Source organism: Hamadaea sp. NPDC050747, from assembly GCF_040654195.1.
In the GTDB taxonomy this organism is placed as follows: Bacteria; Actinomycetota; Actinomycetes; order Mycobacteriales; family Micromonosporaceae; genus Hamadaea.
On sequence record NZ_JBFAHM010000005.1, the window covers coordinates 522,054 to 538,634 of the forward strand.

General features: G+C 70.1%; 19 protein-coding genes. 12 read left to right on the forward strand and 7 right to left on the reverse strand.

Annotated features, from left to right (window positions below; genetic code table 11):
- Positions 1 to 192: 192 nt before the first annotated feature.
- The 5 genes from AB0H43_RS14605 to AB0H43_RS14625 all read left to right on the forward strand — a co-directional run bounded on the left by AB0H43_RS14605 (position 193) and on the right by AB0H43_RS14625 (position 5,584).
- The gene (locus AB0H43_RS14605; RefSeq protein ID WP_359999813.1) at positions 193 to 609 is read left to right on the forward strand and encodes a hypothetical protein; all 417 of its coding nucleotides are present in this window, start codon (positions 193 to 195) and stop codon (positions 607 to 609) included.
- Positions 610 to 827: 218 nt separating this feature from the next.
- Positions 828 to 1,835, forward strand: a complete 1,008-nt coding sequence (locus AB0H43_RS14610; protein ID WP_359999814.1) for a hypothetical protein — start codon at positions 828 to 830, stop codon at positions 1,833 to 1,835.
- 27 nt (positions 1,836 to 1,862) lie between these two features.
- Positions 1,863 to 2,333, forward strand: a complete 471-nt coding sequence (locus AB0H43_RS14615) for a DUF6153 family protein (protein ID WP_359999815.1) — start codon at positions 1,863 to 1,865, stop codon at positions 2,331 to 2,333.
- A 53-nt stretch (positions 2,334 to 2,386) separates the two neighbouring features.
- Positions 2,387 to 2,992: a DUF305 domain-containing protein gene (locus tag AB0H43_RS14620; protein WP_359999816.1), complete on the forward strand. Its 606-nt coding sequence runs from the start codon at positions 2,387 to 2,389 to the stop codon at positions 2,990 to 2,992.
- 66 nt (positions 2,993 to 3,058) lie between these two features.
- On the forward strand, positions 3,059 to 5,584 hold the full coding sequence (locus AB0H43_RS14625; RefSeq protein WP_359999817.1) for a copper-translocating P-type ATPase: 2,526 nt from the start codon (positions 3,059 to 3,061) through the stop codon (positions 5,582 to 5,584).
- On the opposite strand, the gene AB0H43_RS14630 is transcribed toward AB0H43_RS14625, so the two are convergent.
- On the reverse strand, positions 5,581 to 6,870 hold the full coding sequence (locus AB0H43_RS14630) for a hemolysin family protein (protein WP_359999818.1): 1,290 nt from the start codon (positions 6,868 to 6,870) through the stop codon (positions 5,581 to 5,583). The genes AB0H43_RS14625 and AB0H43_RS14630 overlap by 4 nt on opposite strands.
- A gap of 141 nt (positions 6,871 to 7,011) precedes the next feature.
- On the opposite strand from AB0H43_RS14630, the gene AB0H43_RS14635 reads away from it, so the two are divergent.
- From AB0H43_RS14635 to AB0H43_RS14645, 3 genes are all read left to right on the forward strand, one after another.
- Positions 7,012 to 7,521, forward strand: coding sequence for a SigE family RNA polymerase sigma factor (locus AB0H43_RS14635; protein ID WP_359999819.1), 510 nt, complete (start codon positions 7,012 to 7,014; stop codon positions 7,519 to 7,521).
- Positions 7,522 to 7,526: 5 nt separating this feature from the next.
- Complete coding sequence (locus tag AB0H43_RS14640; RefSeq protein WP_359999820.1) at positions 7,527 to 8,396, forward strand: hypothetical protein; 870 nt, start codon at positions 7,527 to 7,529, stop codon at positions 8,394 to 8,396.
- Positions 8,397 to 8,548: 152 nt separating this feature from the next.
- Positions 8,549 to 9,019 (forward strand): DUF1801 domain-containing protein, encoded by a 471-nt coding sequence (locus AB0H43_RS14645; RefSeq protein ID WP_359999821.1) that lies wholly within the window; start codon positions 8,549 to 8,551, stop codon positions 9,017 to 9,019.
- 46 nt (positions 9,020 to 9,065) lie between these two features.
- Here the strand turns inward: AB0H43_RS14645 and AB0H43_RS14650 are convergent, their stop codons facing one another.
- The 5 genes from AB0H43_RS14650 to AB0H43_RS14670 form a co-directional block, all read right to left on the reverse strand.
- On the reverse strand, positions 9,066 to 9,521 hold the full coding sequence (locus AB0H43_RS14650; protein WP_359999822.1) for a hypothetical protein: 456 nt from the start codon (positions 9,519 to 9,521) through the stop codon (positions 9,066 to 9,068).
- 63 nt (positions 9,522 to 9,584) lie between these two features.
- Positions 9,585 to 10,862 carry a hypothetical protein gene (locus tag AB0H43_RS14655; RefSeq protein WP_359999823.1) on the reverse strand — a complete coding sequence of 426 codons (1,278 nt, stop codon included), beginning with the start codon at positions 10,860 to 10,862 and terminating at the stop codon, positions 9,585 to 9,587.
- A 114-nt stretch (positions 10,863 to 10,976) separates the two neighbouring features.
- Positions 10,977 to 11,330 (reverse strand): GlsB/YeaQ/YmgE family stress response membrane protein, encoded by a 354-nt coding sequence (locus AB0H43_RS14660; RefSeq protein ID WP_359999824.1) that lies wholly within the window; start codon positions 11,328 to 11,330, stop codon positions 10,977 to 10,979.
- A 173-nt stretch (positions 11,331 to 11,503) separates the two neighbouring features.
- Entirely contained in the window at positions 11,504 to 12,118 is a 615-nt protein-coding gene (locus AB0H43_RS14665) for a hypothetical protein (protein WP_359999825.1), read from the reverse strand.
- On the reverse strand, positions 12,118 to 12,693 hold the full coding sequence (locus AB0H43_RS14670; RefSeq protein WP_359999826.1) for a WHG domain-containing protein: 576 nt from the start codon (positions 12,691 to 12,693) through the stop codon (positions 12,118 to 12,120). Before AB0H43_RS14670 ends, AB0H43_RS14665 begins: the two co-directional genes overlap by 1 nt.
- Positions 12,694 to 12,843: 150 nt before the next feature.
- On the opposite strand from AB0H43_RS14670, the gene AB0H43_RS14675 reads away from it, so the two are divergent.
- Both AB0H43_RS14675 and AB0H43_RS14680 read left to right on the forward strand, forming a co-directional pair.
- Positions 12,844 to 13,401, forward strand: coding sequence for a type 1 glutamine amidotransferase domain-containing protein (locus AB0H43_RS14675; RefSeq protein ID WP_359999827.1), 558 nt, complete (start codon positions 12,844 to 12,846; stop codon positions 13,399 to 13,401).
- A 21-nt stretch (positions 13,402 to 13,422) separates the two neighbouring features.
- Entirely contained in the window at positions 13,423 to 14,406 is a 984-nt protein-coding gene (locus tag AB0H43_RS14680) for a sialidase family protein (RefSeq protein ID WP_359999828.1), read from the forward strand.
- Here the strand turns inward: AB0H43_RS14680 and AB0H43_RS14685 are convergent.
- Positions 14,396 to 15,244: a PHP domain-containing protein gene (locus AB0H43_RS14685; protein ID WP_359999829.1), complete on the reverse strand. Its 849-nt coding sequence runs from the start codon at positions 15,242 to 15,244 to the stop codon at positions 14,396 to 14,398. The genes AB0H43_RS14680 and AB0H43_RS14685 overlap by 11 nt on opposite strands.
- A gap of 154 nt (positions 15,245 to 15,398) precedes the next feature.
- Between AB0H43_RS14685 and AB0H43_RS14690 the strand changes: the two genes are divergently transcribed.
- Both AB0H43_RS14690 and AB0H43_RS14695 read left to right on the forward strand, forming a co-directional pair.
- Positions 15,399 to 15,941, forward strand: a complete 543-nt coding sequence (locus tag AB0H43_RS14690) for a potassium channel family protein (RefSeq protein ID WP_359999830.1) — start codon at positions 15,399 to 15,401, stop codon at positions 15,939 to 15,941.
- Positions 15,942 to 16,023: 82 nt separating this feature from the next.
- The gene (locus AB0H43_RS14695) at positions 16,024 to 16,581 is read left to right on the forward strand and encodes a general stress protein (RefSeq protein WP_359999831.1); all 558 of its coding nucleotides are present in this window, start codon (positions 16,024 to 16,026) and stop codon (positions 16,579 to 16,581) included.

Consider the following 16,581-nt stretch of genomic DNA (forward strand, 5'->3'; position numbering starts at 1 on the left):
CTGCCTTGTCCCGCTCTGCCCTTGTCCCGCCGATCATGAACTTGTGTTCGTGCTCGACCGGCGTGTCGCGTCCGCAGCATCCTGGTCATTTCCCCGGCAGCATGATCGACATCACTTGCCTCCCAGTCTAAGGAGATCTACAGTGTCGGAGTATCTAGACAGTGACAAGATTTCGGGCTCCATGGAGGCGCAATGAACCACCTCGTGCTCAGCGACGCCAGCCGGATCGTCGCCGGCATCCTGCTCCTCTCGATCGTGACCATCGAGTTCGGCGGCTGGTTCATGACCAAGATCGTGCGTGGTCAGGTCCCGATGACCGACTTCCAGAAGGCGTTCGCCCGAGCCGGGCACGCGCACGCGGGCGTGCTGGTGACACTGGGACTGATCGCCCAGGTGCTGGCGGACGCGACCACCTTCGACGGTGGGGTCGGCTGGCTCGTCCGGCTGCTCATCCCGGCCGCCGCCATCCTCATGTCCGGTGGCTTCTTCGCCGCCTCGGCCGGGCGTAACGTCACCCAGCCGACCAAGGCCGTCGTCATCCTGTGGCTGGGCGCGGCCTGCCTCGCCGCCGGGACGCTGACCCTCGGCATCGGACTCTTGACCGCCTGACCCGGACTTCGCGCCCGACTCCTGGCACCCTTTGGCGCGCTGGGCTTTGGCGCGCTGCGCTTGGCGCGCTGCGCTTGGCGCGCTGGGCTTGGCGCGCTGGGCTTGGCGCCGGATCACGGATATGCAGGGATCCCCGCGTGGGGAAGCATGCCTATCCGTGATCCGGCGCCTTCGGCGTTGGTTAGAGTGTCGGCTGACCCCTCGCGGAAGGATCGGCCGTGCCCCCGACGGTCAAGCGGACTCTGGCGGCGGTGCTGTCTCCCGTCGCCGCGATCGTCCTCGCTCTCGCGCCCGCCACCCCGGCCGCGGCCGAGCCAGACGAGGCGCACAATCAGCAGCTCATCCAGAACCTGGAGGCGGCCGCCCGCGGCTACCTCGAGGCGCAGGAGGCACTCGAGCACTCCAAGGCTCGCCAGGTCGTCCTACGCCGCGAGCTGGAGAAGGCCACCGCACAACTCGCGCCACTGCGGAAGCAGGTCGGCGCGATCGCGGCGGCGGCGTACACGACGGGGCGGCTCAGCGGCTTCGCGGCGATGCTCGGCGCGGGCACCTCAGAGGAGTTCTTCACCCGCGCGACGATGCTGGAGGAGATCACCCTCCGGCAGGATCAGGCGCTCAGCCGGCTGCTGCGGCTGGAGGAGAAGGCCCGGACCGACAAGGAGGCGATCGACGCCGAGGCGGCGATCCAGACCGCCCAGGTCGCCGAGATGAAGAAGCGGATGAAGGCGGCCGAGCAGACCCTCATCAAGGTCGGCGGCAAGTCCATCCACGGCTGGCTCGACCCGAACTCGCCCGCGGCGATTCCCGCGCCCCGCAATCCGGACGGCAGCTGGCCCAAGGAGAACTGCTCGGTCAAGGACCCCACGAAGACGGGCGGATGCATCACGCCTCGGCTGCTGCACGCGTACGAGCAGGCGCGGGCCAACGACTACACCCGGTACACCAAGTGCTGGCGTACGCAGTCCTGGGGCGAGCATCCGAAGGGACGCGCCTGCGACTTCTCCTCGGCTCGGGCGACCTTCTCCTCGTCGGACGCCTCAGGTGACGACAAGCGGTACGGCGATCGACTCGCCTCGTTCTTCATCAAGAACTCCCGGGCGCTCGGCGTACTGTACGTAATCTGGTACCGCAAGATCTGGTTCCCCGGACTGGGCTGGCGCAGCTACAGCGGATGCTGCGGAGCGTCGGCCGAACACACGAACCACGTGCACCTGTCCGTGTACTGATACCTCCCTGGGGTATGCTGTGTCGTCATGAGCGGCAGCGTCAACCAGATGCGAGCACAGCGGTCGGGACCGCTGCTGCTTCTGCTGCTGCTCCTCGCGGCCGGCGTCGCCGGGATGCACACGCTCGGCCACGCCTCCCACGCCACCCCCCACGGCACCCCCCACGGCTCCGGCATGAGCGCCCACGTGAGCGCCGCCGTCAGCGCTAGATCAGGGATGTCGGCCGAATCTTGGGGTGAGATTCGACCGGGAACCGTGATCCGGTGGGAAAGCGGATCCGGGCACCACGGGCCGATGACCGATCCGACCGTGATGTGCCTGGCGGTCCTCGGCGGGGTCGCCCTGATCGCCTTCGCGCTGATCCTGCTGTTCCGGAAGGCGGCCGCCACCCGCGTACGCCCGGCGCAGTCGCCCGCGCGCGGAAACAACCTCGGTCGCGGCCCACCGCGTACGCCGGTCGGTCTTCTCCTCGCCGACCTCTCGGTGTTGCGGAACTAGGACGCCTGGCTCGTCCAGCGTCCGGAATGTCCGTCCATAGAGGAGAAAACTTCATGAACCGCATCGTCAGCCGGGTCTTCCTGCTCGGCATCGTTCCCCTGGCCGCCGTCGCGCTCGGCGCGTGCAGCGACACCGGCGACACCGGCATGCCCGGGATGAACCACGGCACGACGTCCTCCGCCTCGGCCCCGGCGTCGGGTACGGCGAACGCCGCCGACGTCGAGTTCGCGCAGATGATGATCGTCCACCACCGGCAGGCCGTCGAGATGGCCACGCTCGCCGAGACCCGGGCGAACGACGCCGAGGTGAAGACGCTGGCCGCCCAGATCAAGGGAGCACAGCAGCCGGAGATCGACAAGATGACCGGCTGGCTCACCGCCTGGGGCCGTCCGACCGCCGCGCCGATGGGCCACGACATGCAGAGCATGCCCGGCCTCATGAGCGACGACGAGATGAAGCAACTCGCCGCCGCGCGGGGCACCGCGTTCGACAAGAAGTTCGCGCAGCTGATGATCGCCCATCATCAAGGGGCGATCGAGATGGCGAACGGCGTCCTGGCCAATGGAGCCGATCCGCAGGTGAAGGCGCTCGCCCAGGCGATCGTCTCGGCCCAGACCACCGAGGTCGCCCAGCTGCAGAAGATCGTCGGCCGGCTCTGATCCTGACCGCCCGGGCAGGAGGACGAGTACGCCTGCCCGGGCGGCATCCGCGTAAGGGAACCTGACATGACCACCCAGCACCACCACGATCAGCCCCACATCGCCGAGATCGCGCTGACCGCCTGCTTCTGCGGCACCGAACTGGCGCACCTCGAACACGACCTGCGCAGCCGGCCCGGCGTCACGTCCGTCCACATCGATCGGACGCGGTCGGTGGCGCACGTCGGCCTCGATCCGGCGCGGACGGATCGCGCCGAGGTGGAGGCGTTCCTGCGCCAGGCGGGCTACGACTGCACGTGCCGCGACTGCGCCGACTCCGCCTGCCAGCACGGCCACCCAGCAGCCGGCCACGAGGACACGCACGCAGCCCACCACGCGCACGCAGCCCACGAGCACGCAGCCCACGAGCACGCAGCTCACGACGCGCACGCAGCCCACACGCATGCAGCCCACGACGCGCAGGGAGCCCCCGACGAGCACGCAGGCCACGACACGCACGCAGCCCCCGACGAGCACGCAGCCCGCGACGAGCACGCAGCCCACGACGGGCGCAAGGCCGAGGAGCACAAGGCTCACGAGGGGCACGGGAACGGCCACGACGAGCACGCCGGCCACGGCGCGGACATGGTGGCGGACATGTTCCGCCGCTTCCTGGTCAGCGCCGTCCTGACGATCCCGATCGTGCTCTACTCGCCGATCGGGGAGACGTTCGGCTTCACCGCCCACCCGCCGTTCGGTCTGTCGATGGCCTGGTTCGGGCTGATCCTGGCGACCCCGGTGGTGTGGTGGGGCGGCTGGCCTTTCATCTCCGCGGCGGCCCGGTCGCTGCGCCGCGGCGAGGTCACCATGATGACCCTCATCGCGACCGGCATTCTGGTGGCGTACCTGTATTCGATCGGGGCGACGTTCCTCGGCGAGGAGGACGTCTTCTTCGAGGCCGCCGCGATGCTGACGACGCTCAGTCTCATCGGCCACTGGCTGGAGATGCGGTCGCGGTACGCGACCGGTCGAGCGGTCGAGGCGTTGCTGAGTCTCGCGCCGCCCACGGCTCGCGTCCGCCGGCACGGCCAGGAGCAGGAGGTGCCGCTCGACCAGGTGGTGACCGGTGACGAGATCGTCGTCCGTCCCGGCGAGAAGGTCCCGGTCGACGGGGAGGTGCTCGACGGTTCCAGCTACGTCGACGAGTCCATGATCACGGGCGAGCCGGTGCCGGTCGCGAAGCAGGCCGGAGCGAAGGTGGTCGGCGGCACCATCAACACGACCGGCGCGTTCAGCTTCCGCGCGACCGCTGTCGGTGCGGACACCGCGCTGGCGCGCATCGTCCAGATGGTCCGCAACGCGCAGGCGTCCAAGGCGCCCGCTCAGCGGCTCGCCGACACCGCCGGGAAGTACCTGGTCTACGTCGCGCTCGGTGCGGGCGCGTTCACCTTCCTCGCCTGGGCGATCTTCGGCTCGCACGGCATCGGCTTCGCGGTGACGGCCGCCGTCTCGGCCATCGTCATCGCCTGCCCCGACGCCCTCGCCCTCGCCACGCCGACCGCGATCACCGTCGGGGTCGGCCAAGGGGCGCGGGGCGGCGTGCTCTTCAAGAACGCCGCCGCGCTCGAGGCCACGGCTGGTGTCACGGCCGCGGTCTTCGACAAGACGGGTACGCTCACCGCCGGAACGCCGTCGGTGACGGACGTCGTGGCGTTGGACGGCGTCGCGGAAGACGACATGCTGCGCCTGGCGGCGTCGGCGGATCAGCCGTCCCAGCATCCGCTCGCGGAGGCGATCGTGACCGCCGCCCGCGATCAGGGCTCGGCGGTGAACCCGCCGCAGGACTTCGACTCCGTACCCGGGCACGGCGTGGTGGCCACTGTGGAGGGTCGCCGGGTGTTGATCGGCAACGTCCGTCTCCTGGAACGCGAGCGCATCTCCCTCGACGGGCTGCCGGACCGGGCGGCCGCGCTGGCCGCCGACGGCAAGACCGCCATGTACGTCGCGGTCGACGGCACTCCCTGGGGGCTGATCGCGGTCGCCGACAAGGTGCGCGACTCCGCGAAGGACGCGATCGCCGCCCTGCACTCGGACGGGGTCAAGACCGTCATGCTCACCGGCGACCAGGCGCGTACGGCGGAAGCGGTGGCCCGCCAGGTCGGAGTGGACCGCGTCCTCGCGGATGTGCTGCCGGAGGACAAGGCGGCCAACATCACCCGGCTGCAGGGCGACGGCACGAAGGTGGCCATGGTGGGCGACGGCGTCAACGACGCTCCGGCGCTGGCCCAGGCCGACGTCGGCATCGCGATCGGGGCGGGCACCGACGTCGCCGTCGAGACCGCCGACGTGGTCCTCGTCCGCGACGACCCCGCCGACGTCGCGTACGCCCTCCGCGTGGCGCGCGCCGTGCGTACGAAGATCAAGCAGAACCTGTTCTGGGCGGCGATCTACAACGTGCTCGCCATCCCGATCGCGGCCGGGGTGCTCTACCCGAGCCTCGGCATCCTGCTGCGTCCAGAGTGGGCGGCCCTGCTCATGAGCGCGTCGACCATCATCGTGACGGTCAACGCGCTCCTGCTCCGGCGGCTGCGCCCACGGCGTACCAGTGCTTAATCGCTTGAGGACCGCCGGGGCGCGAGCCGCAACCGGGCCTTGGTGATGGCCCGGCCGGTGACCTCGACCACCTCGGCGGTGAAGCCGGGCGCCTTCACGACGTCGCCGGGCTGGTCCGGAATCCGGCCGAGCCGGTCGAGGATCAGCCCGGCCACGGTCGTGTAGTCCATGTCGCCGAGGCGCTCCACGTCGATGCCGAGGTCGGGCAGGTCGTGGATGGGGAACGCGCCCGGGACGAGCAGTACGCCGTCCGCCTCGGTCACGACCTCTTGGATGTCGCGGTCGGTCTCGTCGTAGATCTCGCCGACGACCTCCTCGACGAGGTCCTCCATCGTGATGATGCCGTCGATGGCGCCGCGCTCGTCGACGATGAGCGCGAACTGCTCATGCTGCTGGCGCAACTGCCGCATCGCGTCGGAGACCGACAGGGTCTCCGGCATCAGCACAGCCGCCCGTACGCGATCCGCCGCGGTCTGGCTCCGGTCGCCGCCGAGCAGATCCCGCAGGTGGACGACGCCGTAGACGTCGTCGAGGCCTTCCGGGCCGACGACCGGCGCCCGCGTGTGCCCGGACTCGGCGAGCCGGACCAGCGCCTCGTCCACCGTCATCGCGACCGGCAGCGTCGTGACGTCCCGCCGGGGTACGAGGATCTCGCGGACCATCCGTTCGGTGATCTCGAACGCGCCGGAGATGATCTCGCGTTGCTGCGGCGTGAAACCGCGCTGCGCCACCACGAGTTCACGGATCTCCTCGGCGCTGATCTCCTCGCGGGCCGCACGAGGGTCGCCGCCGGTCAGCGCCACGATGAGGTCGGTCGCCTTGCCCAGCAGCCACACCACCGGGCGGGACGCGACCGCCATCCAGTCCAGCGGACGGGCGGCGATCAGCGCCCAGCTCTCGGCGCGCTGCATGGCGATGCGCTTGGGAGCCAGCTCGCCCAGGACGAGCGTGACGAAGGTCAGCACGATCGTGACGAGCACGATCGCGGCGGGCTCCGCGGCGGTGCCGAGGAACGACAAGGGTTCCACCAACGGCTTGGCCAGCGACACGGCGGCTGCGGCCGACGCGAGGAAGCCGGCCAGCGTGATGCCGATCTGGATGGTGGCGAGGAAGCGGTTCGGGTCACGCGACAGGCGGGCCAGTACGCGCCCGCCCCGCGAGGAGCGCTCCAGCCGCTGAATCTGGCTCTCCCGCAGGGAGATGAGGGCCATCTCACTGCCCGAGAGCGCGCCGTTGACCAGTACGAGAATCAGGACAAGCACCACTTGGGTGCCGTATCCGCCCACGGTCTGAGCTCACTCCTTCACGCGTAGTGGCCACCACCGTACCTTGGTCGCTCACGTTCCGGTCGCGCCGTGAACCAGACGTCGCGTGAGAACATTCGGCCGCCCGGGCAACCACCCGGGCGGCCGAACCGTGGAAGGACCGTGACGGATCGAACCGCGACCAGCCGAGCCGACCAGGCGTACGTCGACTTCGTCGAGGCAGCCTGGCAACGGCATCTGCGGCTGGCGCTGCTGCTGACCGGCGATCGATGGCAGGCGGAGGAACTGCTCCAGGACAGTCTGGTGCGGATCTACGAGCGGTGGCGGCGGCTGTCGCGAACCGACGACCTCCACGCGTACCTCCGCAAGGTGCTGGTCAACAACCACACCTCGATCTGGCGCCGACGCCGCCGGGAGAACCTCGTCCAGGAAGTCCCCGACCGGCCCGGGCCGTCGGACGACATCTCCGCCGAAGCCCTGGCGGTACGCGACGCGCTGCGGTCGCTGCCGCCGAAGCAGCGAGCGGTAGTGGTCCTGCGGCACTACGAGGACCTGCCCGAACGGGAGATCGCCCGGGTGCTCGGCTGTTCGCCGGGCACCGTCAAGAGCCAGCACTCCAAGGCGCTGGCCAAGCTCCGTCACGTCCTGTCCGAACCGGTGAGAAGTAGGTGACTCATATGCACGAAGAGCAGCTCACGGACCGGCTGCACGAGCTGGCCGAGGTTCCGTCGTCGGCCGCGCCGACCGGGCGGCTGCTGGAGCGGGGCCGCCGCGCCCGGCACCGGCGAGCCGCGGTGACCAGCGCGTCGCTGGCGGCGGTCGTCGCCCTCGGCGTCGTCGGGGTGGTCGCGGCCACCGCCGGTACGCCCGACCGTCCGGCCGCGACGGCGAGCGCGGCCGATCCACGGCTGGAGCTGGTGGCGGCCGTGACGAAGAGCGAGAACATCAGCTATCGGATGCGGCTGACCACCGCCACTGCGTCGGGTCAGTCCCTCATGACCTACGAGGGCGCGTTCGATCCGACGACCGACACCGGCTACGTCCGGGCGCCGCAGGACGACTCGGTCATGGTCGAACTCCTGATCAACGGCACCCGGTACATCGGCGGGGAGCGGCCGGAGAGCCCGCTGCCGGCCGACAAGGGAGCCGGTGAGACGTACGGTCGCTACGGCCAGTACCCGGGCAAGTTCGACCACCTGTCCATCTACGGTGACTCGGACACCGTCGTGGGCGCGGTCGCACCCGACCCGGCCGCACTGTTCAAGGCGCTGAAGGCCCATGACGCGACGGTGACCCGGCAGCCGGACGGCTCGGTGCACTTCGCGTACGCCGAGTCGTCGGACAAGGGGCTGACCAGCACCAACACCTCCGGCGACGTCACCTTCGACGCCGACGGCCGGGTGGCGAAGGTCGTGATGACCTTCCAGTGGCAGACCACCGTCAAGGGCAAGTTCCAGAGCGGCACGGTCGTCTCGACCCTCCAGCTGTCGGACTACGGCGTCTCGGTGCAGGTCCAGCGCCCCACGGACGTAGTGCCCGCCACCTGACCCAGCGGCCCGCCGACCGGCTACGGATCACCTCGTAGCCGGTCGGCGGGCCGCTCCGTGGTGGGTTCCGTGGTCGTCACGGATGTGGGCGGGGCGCTCTGGGCGGGAAGCTGATCTCACCGAACGAGATGACAGCTGAAGGAGCGACCACCATGGCCACCACGAAGACCGCCTCGAAGACCGCCGAGATCTCGAAGACCGCGTCTTACGACGGGTTCACCGAGGCCGAGCGCAGCGCGATGAAGGAGCGGGCCAAGGAGCTGAAGGTGCGGGGCGCTAAGGGTCCGAAGGTGGATCCCGAGCTCGACGTGCTCGCGAAGATCGCCGAGATGAACGAATCCGACCGGGCGATCGCTGAGAAGATTCACGCCCTCGTCAAGGCGAACGCGCCCGTGCTGACCGCGAAGACCTGGTACGGCATGCCGGCGTACGCCCGGGACGGCAAGGTCGTGTGCCATTTCCAGCCGGCTGCGAAGTTCAACACCCGTTACGCCATGCTCGGCTTCAGCGACCAGGCCAACCTCGACGACGGCGCCATGTGGCCCGCGTACTACGCGATCACGGGAATCACCGACGCGGACGAGAAGAAGCTCGCCGCCCTCCTCCAGCAAGCCGTCGCCTGACGTGAATCGAAACGGCCGGGGCCGCACGCTGGCCCCGGCCAGATCGTCATTGCGGATCGGGCCAGGTCAGGGACATCAGCAGGTCCATGAAGGCCGCGAGCGAGCACGGGCGGGCGGTCAGGCGGTGGCGGGCGCCGTCGGCTTCCCAGACCGCGGTGAACCCGGAATCGTCCGGATGGACCCCGATTCGATGGCCGCCGAGGCTGATCGAGGCCAGCCGCCGCGCGAGGTCGCCTTCGTCGAGCCCGACCGTGGAGTGCAGGCTGACCAGCTTTCCGTCGTCGGTCGCGTAGGCGGCGTACCGCTGAGAAGGCGTGCGGATCCGGCTGCCGGCGACGGGCCGCCAACCGGGCGGGAGCGCGGGCAGACGCCACGACGGCGCCGCGCTGACGTGCGGACCGCGCAGCAGCGGAAGGTCGAGGGGGACGTCGAGCAGCAGGGGCCGGAGGGCGCGGGTGGTCGCGAGCAAGGCGGGCTCCATCTTCGTGGGACGGTCGGCCATCGGAGCCCGGCGCTGCGCTCCTCGATACCCTGCCTGATCAGACCGCTTTCTGGGAAGGAGAGCTCAGGAAGTGGGACGCTTGCGATCGATGCGGTAGTGCAGGACCAGGAACGGCAGCCCGAACACCCAGAACGCGTGCTCGGCCCGTAACTGACCGTTGTCCGAGTAGACATCGAGCTGTTCGGCGAATCCCGCGACCTCGGCCGCGGTCAGCTCGCCGGAGTCCGGATCGATGAAGGTCAGGTAGTGGCCCGGCTGGTCGAGATCGCTGCGGCTGCTCAGGACCAGGCCGCCGCCCGGCCGGGTGCGTGGGGCGAGGGTGGCGGTGAAACTGGCCTGCGGCAACGGGAAGCCGACGCTGACGTAGCCCCGGCCGTCGCGACGGTACGTCGTGTAGATGCCGACGTAGATGGGTTCGTCGGTGTCGGCGTAGGAGCGGATCCAGCCGCGGACGACCGGCTGGTCCGGGCGGGTGACGGTGTCGATCCGGCTGACCACGCCGCGCTGCGTCTCGCGCTGGTTCATCGGCACGTTGGCCTGGCCGAGCGGGCGTGCCACCAAGTAGCGGTACAACAGATAGCCGGGCCGCACCCACAGCCGCCAGCGCGGCACGATGTCCAAGGTGAACCGGGTGGTGTGCTCGTAGAACTCGCGCACCAGCGGGTCCAGGCCCGCCGGGTCGAACTCCGGCCCGGCCAGGTCGTCCAGCGACGCCACGATGCCCACGTCGGCGGCGGCCGGGGTGTAGGCCCCGCCGACCACCTCGGCCAGGTCGCGCACATAGCCCGTGCCGACATATTTGGTACGCGCGGCGAGCGGAACCACGAACGGCAGGTCTTCCGGGCGTACGCGTTCGGCGAGGAGGCTGACCTGGGGATCCCGGAAGATGAGGGCGGACAGGCAACGGAAGGCGACCACGACGACGGTGGCCACGACGGCGGGCGTCACCTCCGGCCACAGCCCGCCGAGACCCCAGCCGAGGCCGACGCCGACGACCGGCCCGAGCAGCACCTTCTGCGGGCGCAGACCCATCGCGCCGGCCAGCAGACCGGCGAGCAGCCCGATGACGATCGGCCCCCAGCCGGTGACGACGCCGAGCAGCCAGCCCAACGGGGCGGCGAGCGCGCCGCTCATCACGATGCGCGACCACAGCGCCGGAATCTCACCCGGCTGCTGACGGGACCGGGCGACCGCCTCGCAGACGGCCAGGACGACCGCCCCGGCGACCGCGCCGATCGCGACTGCGACGCCGCCCGCGCCCGCCGTCAGCGAAGCCCCCGCGATCGCGCCCAACACCGCGGTGAACGCGGGCGAGCCCTTCTGCTGTCCCTGTTGTGCCACGCGGCGAATCTATCGTGTCGCGCTTACATGATCATTGCGCCAGCCATGCTGTTTCACGGAGCGAAATGTCCGCTCAAACAGCGTGGCCGGCGCAATGATCACGCCTGGGGGAGGTCAGGCGTGGCTGGACCGGCGAGCCCGCCGCGGGTGCGTCTCCCGGTACGCGTAGAACGGCCGGGCCACGGCGGCGACGATGGCGACGCCGATCACGGCGACGGCGACCTGAATCGCCAGTTCCGCCCAGCTCCACGAGAAGTGCCAGTTCACCGAGTTCCAGTCGAGGGCCGCCCGGGCGTCGTCGGAGACGCCGAGCCGCTTGGCCGCCCACGAGCCGGCGAGGGCGCCGCCGAAGCCGATCAGCCAGGTCGCCAAGATGCCGATGCTCTGCTTGCCCGGCAGCACCAGGCGAGCCAGCGTTCCGACCACGAGGCCGATCAGGATGGCGCTGAGAACGTCGTCAATCCGCATGTCGATCGCTCCATTCGCTTCAGTCTGCCGACTGCCATTGCCGAATCGCGCGATCGTCAAACCTCGACCCATCCTGACCAGCGGTTACGGTTCTGCCGCCGGTCGGGCGTACGTGGACGGTCCATAACGGAAAGGCCGCGCGGCGAACCACGCGGCCTTTCCGGGAGCGGACGTCACGCCGGGTCGGGCGTACGCCACAGCGCGACCGCGAGCCAGACGCATCCGGCGAGCATCAGGACGCCGTGACCGATGCGGACCGCCTCGCCAGTGAAGAACTGCGGGATGAACAGCGCGAACCCGGCCCCGAACAGCAGACCCGACAGCTTGGGCAGGCTCGGATTCGGAAGTGCGCGGCGCCGCCAGACCGCGACGGCAGCCCAGACCGCGCCGACCCCGAGCAGCAGCAGGCCGACGAAGAAGGTGGCGACGGCGGCCGGGTGGAAGCGAATGCTGTCGGAGAGGTCGAGCAGGTCCAGCGACTGGCCGTCCTTCACCTTGCCCGCGAGGGTGTTGAGCGCGAAGTCCTCCGCGCCGTAGTAGGGCAGGGTCAGGCCCGCGCCGATCCACATGAGGACCGCGGCGGTCTTGTCGACCCGGAAGAGCGCCAGCGGCACCAGGATGAAGCCGATCATCGCGAACAGATGGGTCGCCACCCACCAGGGCGAACCCATCGCGTGGAGAGCGCCCGCCGCGGTCGACTCGTCGGCCCAGGGACGCAGTGCGGGATAGAGGAAGAAGAGGACGCCGGACACGGCGAGCGCGACAGCGGCGAGACGGTTGCGGGACATCAGGACTCCTGAGGGGTTTTCGCGGAAGGAAGGCTGGTCAGGAACATTCGGATGAGACGTTCGTAGGTTTCGTCGAGGTCCTGGGGCAGGCCGAAGCCGCCCGCCGACTCCAGGGAGGCGAACCCGTGGGTGATCACGCGTGCGGCGCGCATCGCGTGGACGAGGTCGGCGTCGGAGAGTTGCCACGGCCGCAATGCTGCCCCCATCACTTCGAGGAGTCGCCGACCGGCGTCGGCGAACTCCGGCTGATGCAGCGGGTCGACCGGCATCGCCGCGTAGCGGGCGGGATGGGCGACCACGTAGGACCGGTAGACCCGCATCAGCGTCGCGACCGCGTCGGCTCCGCTGCGCCCGATGAGAGCGGTCGCGAACTGGTCGGACATCTCCCGCAGGAGGCGTACGCCGACGAGCGTGCGCAGGTCGGCGAGGTTGCTCACGTGCTTGTAGAGCGACGGAGCCGCCACCCCGCACCGTTCGGCGACGGCGGCCAGGGTCAGCCCGTCCAGTCCACGCTCGTCGACCAGGGCGATCGCGGTGTCGACGACCCGGTCCGGGGTGAGCCCCACCCTAGGCATCGGGACCACCGTCCCGGCCGGCGTCGAGCGCTTGGCTATCTCTCATAGCTGTAAAGCTACGGTGCATAGCTAAGGCTGTCAAGTGACCCGTTTCGCGCGTCCCAGCCCGGGTACGCCGATCGCATCCGACGAACGTGAAGGAGTGGCAGCATGCCCGCGACACTGACCGGAAAGCGCGTAGCCTTCGTCGCCACCGACGGCGTGGAGCAGGTCGAACTCGATCAGCCGTGGGAGGCGATCCAGGCGGCCGGCGCGACACCGGAACTCGTCTCCCTCCACGACGGCGAGATCCAGGCGTTCCAGCACCACGACAAGGGCGCCACCCGCCGCGTGGACCGTACGCTCGACCAGGCCGACCCCGGCCAGTACGACGCGCTCGTGCTGCCCGGCGGCGTCATCAACGGCGACACGGTCCGCACCGATCCCAAGGCGGTGGAGTTCGTCAAGCAGTTCTTCACCGACGGCAAGCCGATCGGGGTCATCTGCCACGGCGGCTGGGTGCTCGCCGACGCCGACGTGGTCAAGGGCCGCAAGATGACGTCCTGGCCCAGCCTGCAGACCGATCTGCGGAACGCCGGCGCGAACTGGGTCGACGAGCAGGTCGTCACCGACAAGGGCCTCGTCTCCAGCCGTAAGCCCGACGACCTGCCGGCGTTCTCCGCCAAGCTGGTCGAGGAGATCGGTGAGGGAATCCACCGGAATCGCTGAGGACAGGGGTAGGTTGGCCGGGTGATCGTCGCCCGAGCCGCGTCAGGCGCGCTTCCGCACTTCCCCGACCTCGTAGCCCTCGCCGACGGGCGGCTGCTGTGCGCGTACCGGGAAAGCACCGGGCATGTGCGCGCGGACGGGCGAATCATGCTCGTGGAGTCGGCCGATCGGGGACAGACCTGGTCCGAGCCCCGCGCCGTCGCCGACGGCCCCTACGACGATCGGGATCCGAAACTCGTCCAGCTCCGCGACGGCACCGTGCTGCTGAGCTACTTCGTGCTCGACTGGCACCCGGACGGGAAATTCACCTGCCTCGGCACGTCGGTGCTCCGCAGCGAGGACGGCGGCCGGACCTGGTCGGACCCCGTCGTCGCCGGTGGGGACGACCTGCTGTGGGCGGTCTCGCACGGAGCGGCGGCCGAGCTGCCCGACGGCGACCTCCTGCTCCCGCTCTACGGAGTCGATCCACGGCAGGGCACCGGGCTCGACAGCGCGCACGCCGTACGCAGCACCGACGGTGGGCGTACGTGGGCGGCGGAGACGGCGGTGCCGCTCGGAATCAGCGCCGACTTCCACTTCCGGGAGCCGACGCTGACTGTGCTGCCGAGCGGTGAGGTCGTCGCCTTGCTGCGTACGTCGGTGGAGCACGCCTATCTGGCCCGCTCCACGGACGGCGGGCACACCTGGACCCCACCCGTGGAGACCGACCTGCCCGCGTCGTCTCACCACGTGCTGCTTCTCGCGGACGGGTCGCTGCTCGTCGCGTACGGCGACATCTCGAAGCGATTCTCCCCGCGGCGCAGCACCGTCGCGCGGATCGTGACCGACCCGGCGGGCGAGTGGACCGGCCCGGACCTGCACCTGTACGACTCCGGCCACCCGGATCAGGCGAATCCATCCAGTGTGGAGCTGGAGCCGGGCCGGTTCCTGACGGTGAGCTTCGACGTGCCGGCGGCGACGGTCGTGGCCTTCACCAGCGAGCGCGCCGCCTACGTCACGCCTTGACCGGCTCGACGCCCGACGCGGCGTCGACGATACGGCCGAGCACTTCGGGCGTGGTGGTGTTGGCACCGAGCCGGACCACCTTGTTCGCACCGTGGTAGTCGCTGGAGCCCGTCACGACCAGGCCGAGGCCGGCCGCCAGCTCGCGCACGTGGGCACGCTCGGCCGGAGTGTGATCTTCGTGGTCGGCCTCGATGCCGAACAGCCCGGCCGCCGCCAGCTCCGCGATGAGTTCCTCCGGCACGATCGGGCCGCGCCGCGCGGCCAAGGGATGGGCGAAGACAGGCACCCCGCCGGCTCCGCGGATGAGCTTCAGCGCCGTGAAGACCTCGACGTCCTCCTTGGGTACGCGATACCGCGCGCCCAGCCAGTGTGAGGCGAACGCCTCGGAGACCGTCCCCACGAGCCCGGCTCGGACGAGCGCCTGGGCGATGTGCGGGCGGCCGACGGTGCCCCCGGCGGCGAAGGCGTGGATCTCGTCCCAGTCGATGTCGACGCCGTCTTCGCGGAGCAAGGCGACCATGCGCTCGGCGCGGGACTCGCGGGCCTGCTTGACCCGGGCCAGTTCGGCGGCGAACGCCGGTTCCGCGGGATCGAACAGGTACGCCAGCATGTGCAGCCCGACCGTGCGATCCGGGCCGAACCAGCGACACGACACCTCGGCGCCCCGGATGAGGGTGAGTCCGGGCGGCAGCGCCTCCACCGCGGGCGCCCAGCCCGACGTCGTGTCGTGGTCGGTCAGCCCGACGACGTCGAGCCCGGCGGCCGCGGCCCGCTGCATCAGTTCGGCCGGAGTGTCGGTGCCGTCGCTGGCGGTCGAGTGCGTGTGAAGGTCGATCACGCCTCCATTCTGCCGCCTGAGCGCCGCCCGGCCGGGGGCTCTCCGTTCGCCACTGTCCGTTCGGGACTGGATCAGGGTTCTCGGTCGAATCTTGACCCAAGATTCGACCGAGAACCCTGATCCAGCGGTGTGGGATGCAGGGCACAATTTGGTCATGTCGTCAGAAAAGGCGCAGAGATCGTCGGGTCGCCTCCGGCAGGCGACGGCCCGGGGCATTCTCGAACGCAGTGGCCTGACCTGCCTGGGCCTGCTGCTGTTCTACTTCGCCGTGCCGATCCGGCCGCGTACCGGGGACTGGCTGATCCTCGTGCAGGTCGTGCTCACCCTCGTCGCCCTGGCCGCGCTGCTGTTCGGGCTCAAGAACCAGCTGTTGCGCCAGCTCGACCAGCCGGACGCCCCGCTCGGCGGGCTCACCGTCGGCATCCTGGGCGGACTGCTGCTCTTCGCGCTGATCGACTACGCCGTCGCCGTGTACGCCCCGGGCGAGTTCGTCGACCTGAACACCCGCATCGACGCGCTCTACTTCGCGACGGCGACGCTCCTGACGGTCGGGTTCGGCGACGTCTCCGCGCACGGGCAGTTCGCGCGCGCGCTGCTGTGCGTACAGATGTTCTTCAACGTGGCGGTGCTGGCGACCACGGCGTCGGTGCTGTCCCGGCAGCTCGCCGAGCGGGCGCGGGCCCGGCATCCGCGCTGAGCCGACCAGGCCACCGAGATCTGCGTTTACCCTGCGGGCGCATCGGGGGACAGGTGATGATCGAGGGGATGAAGGAGGACAGATGACCATGAGTTCCATCCCGACCGGTCCCGCGGGCAGTCCGGCGGTCGGACCGGCCGCCGACGCCGTCACCGCAGCCGGCCCCGGGGCGGGGCAGGCGACCGTCACCGTGGCGACCTACGGCGACTACGCCTCCGCCCAGCGCGCCGTCGACTATCTCTCCGACAACAAGTTCCCGGTCGAGCACACCTCGATCGTCGGTACGAACCTGCGCCTCGTGGAGAACGTCCTGGGCCGGATGACGGTCGGCCGGGCGGCCTTGGCCGGCGCGGCCAGCGGCGCCTGGTTCGGTCTGTTCATCGGCCTGCTCTTCGGCATCTTCGCCGTCGGCAACTGGTTCGGCGTCGTGATCGCCGGTCTGCTCATCGGCGCCGTGTGGGGCGCGATCTTCGGTGCCATCGCGCATGCCGCGACCCGGGGACAGCGGGACTTCACCTCCCGCAGTGCGCTGACCGCCGGGGAGTACGCCATCGCGGTCTCCGCCGACCACGCCGAGCAGGCTCGGCAGCTCCTGGTACGCCTGAACTGGCAAGCCAGCGGGGCGACCAGCGGCAGCTGA

Coding starts and splice junctions, on each gene's coding strand:
- AB0H43_RS14620 (WP_359999816.1), top strand. CDS start 2,387: ATGAACCGCATCGTCAGCCGGGTCTTCCTGCTCGGCATCGTTCCCCTG.
- AB0H43_RS14665 (WP_359999825.1), bottom strand. CDS start 12,118: ATGTCCCGCAACCGTCTCGCCGCTGTCGCGCTCGCCGTGTCCGGCGTC.
- AB0H43_RS14670 (WP_359999826.1), bottom strand. CDS start 12,693: ATGCCTAGGGTGGGGCTCACCCCGGACCGGGTCGTCGACACCGCGATC.
- AB0H43_RS14695 (WP_359999831.1), top strand. CDS start 16,024: ATGACCATGAGTTCCATCCCGACCGGTCCCGCGGGCAGTCCGGCGGTC.
- AB0H43_RS14690 (WP_359999830.1), top strand. CDS start 15,399: ATGTCGTCAGAAAAGGCGCAGAGATCGTCGGGTCGCCTCCGGCAGGCG.
- AB0H43_RS14625 (WP_359999817.1), top strand. CDS start 3,059: ATGACCACCCAGCACCACCACGATCAGCCCCACATCGCCGAGATCGCG.
- AB0H43_RS14640 (WP_359999820.1), top strand. CDS start 7,527: ATGCACGAAGAGCAGCTCACGGACCGGCTGCACGAGCTGGCCGAGGTT.
- AB0H43_RS14645 (WP_359999821.1), top strand. CDS start 8,549: ATGGCCACCACGAAGACCGCCTCGAAGACCGCCGAGATCTCGAAGACC.
- AB0H43_RS14605 (WP_359999813.1), top strand. CDS start 193: ATGAACCACCTCGTGCTCAGCGACGCCAGCCGGATCGTCGCCGGCATC.
- AB0H43_RS14675 (WP_359999827.1), top strand. CDS start 12,844: ATGCCCGCGACACTGACCGGAAAGCGCGTAGCCTTCGTCGCCACCGAC.
- AB0H43_RS14615 (WP_359999815.1), top strand. CDS start 1,863: ATGAGCGGCAGCGTCAACCAGATGCGAGCACAGCGGTCGGGACCGCTG.
- AB0H43_RS14660 (WP_359999824.1), bottom strand. CDS start 11,330: ATGCGGATTGACGACGTTCTCAGCGCCATCCTGATCGGCCTCGTGGTC.
- AB0H43_RS14650 (WP_359999822.1), bottom strand. CDS start 9,521: ATGGCCGACCGTCCCACGAAGATGGAGCCCGCCTTGCTCGCGACCACC.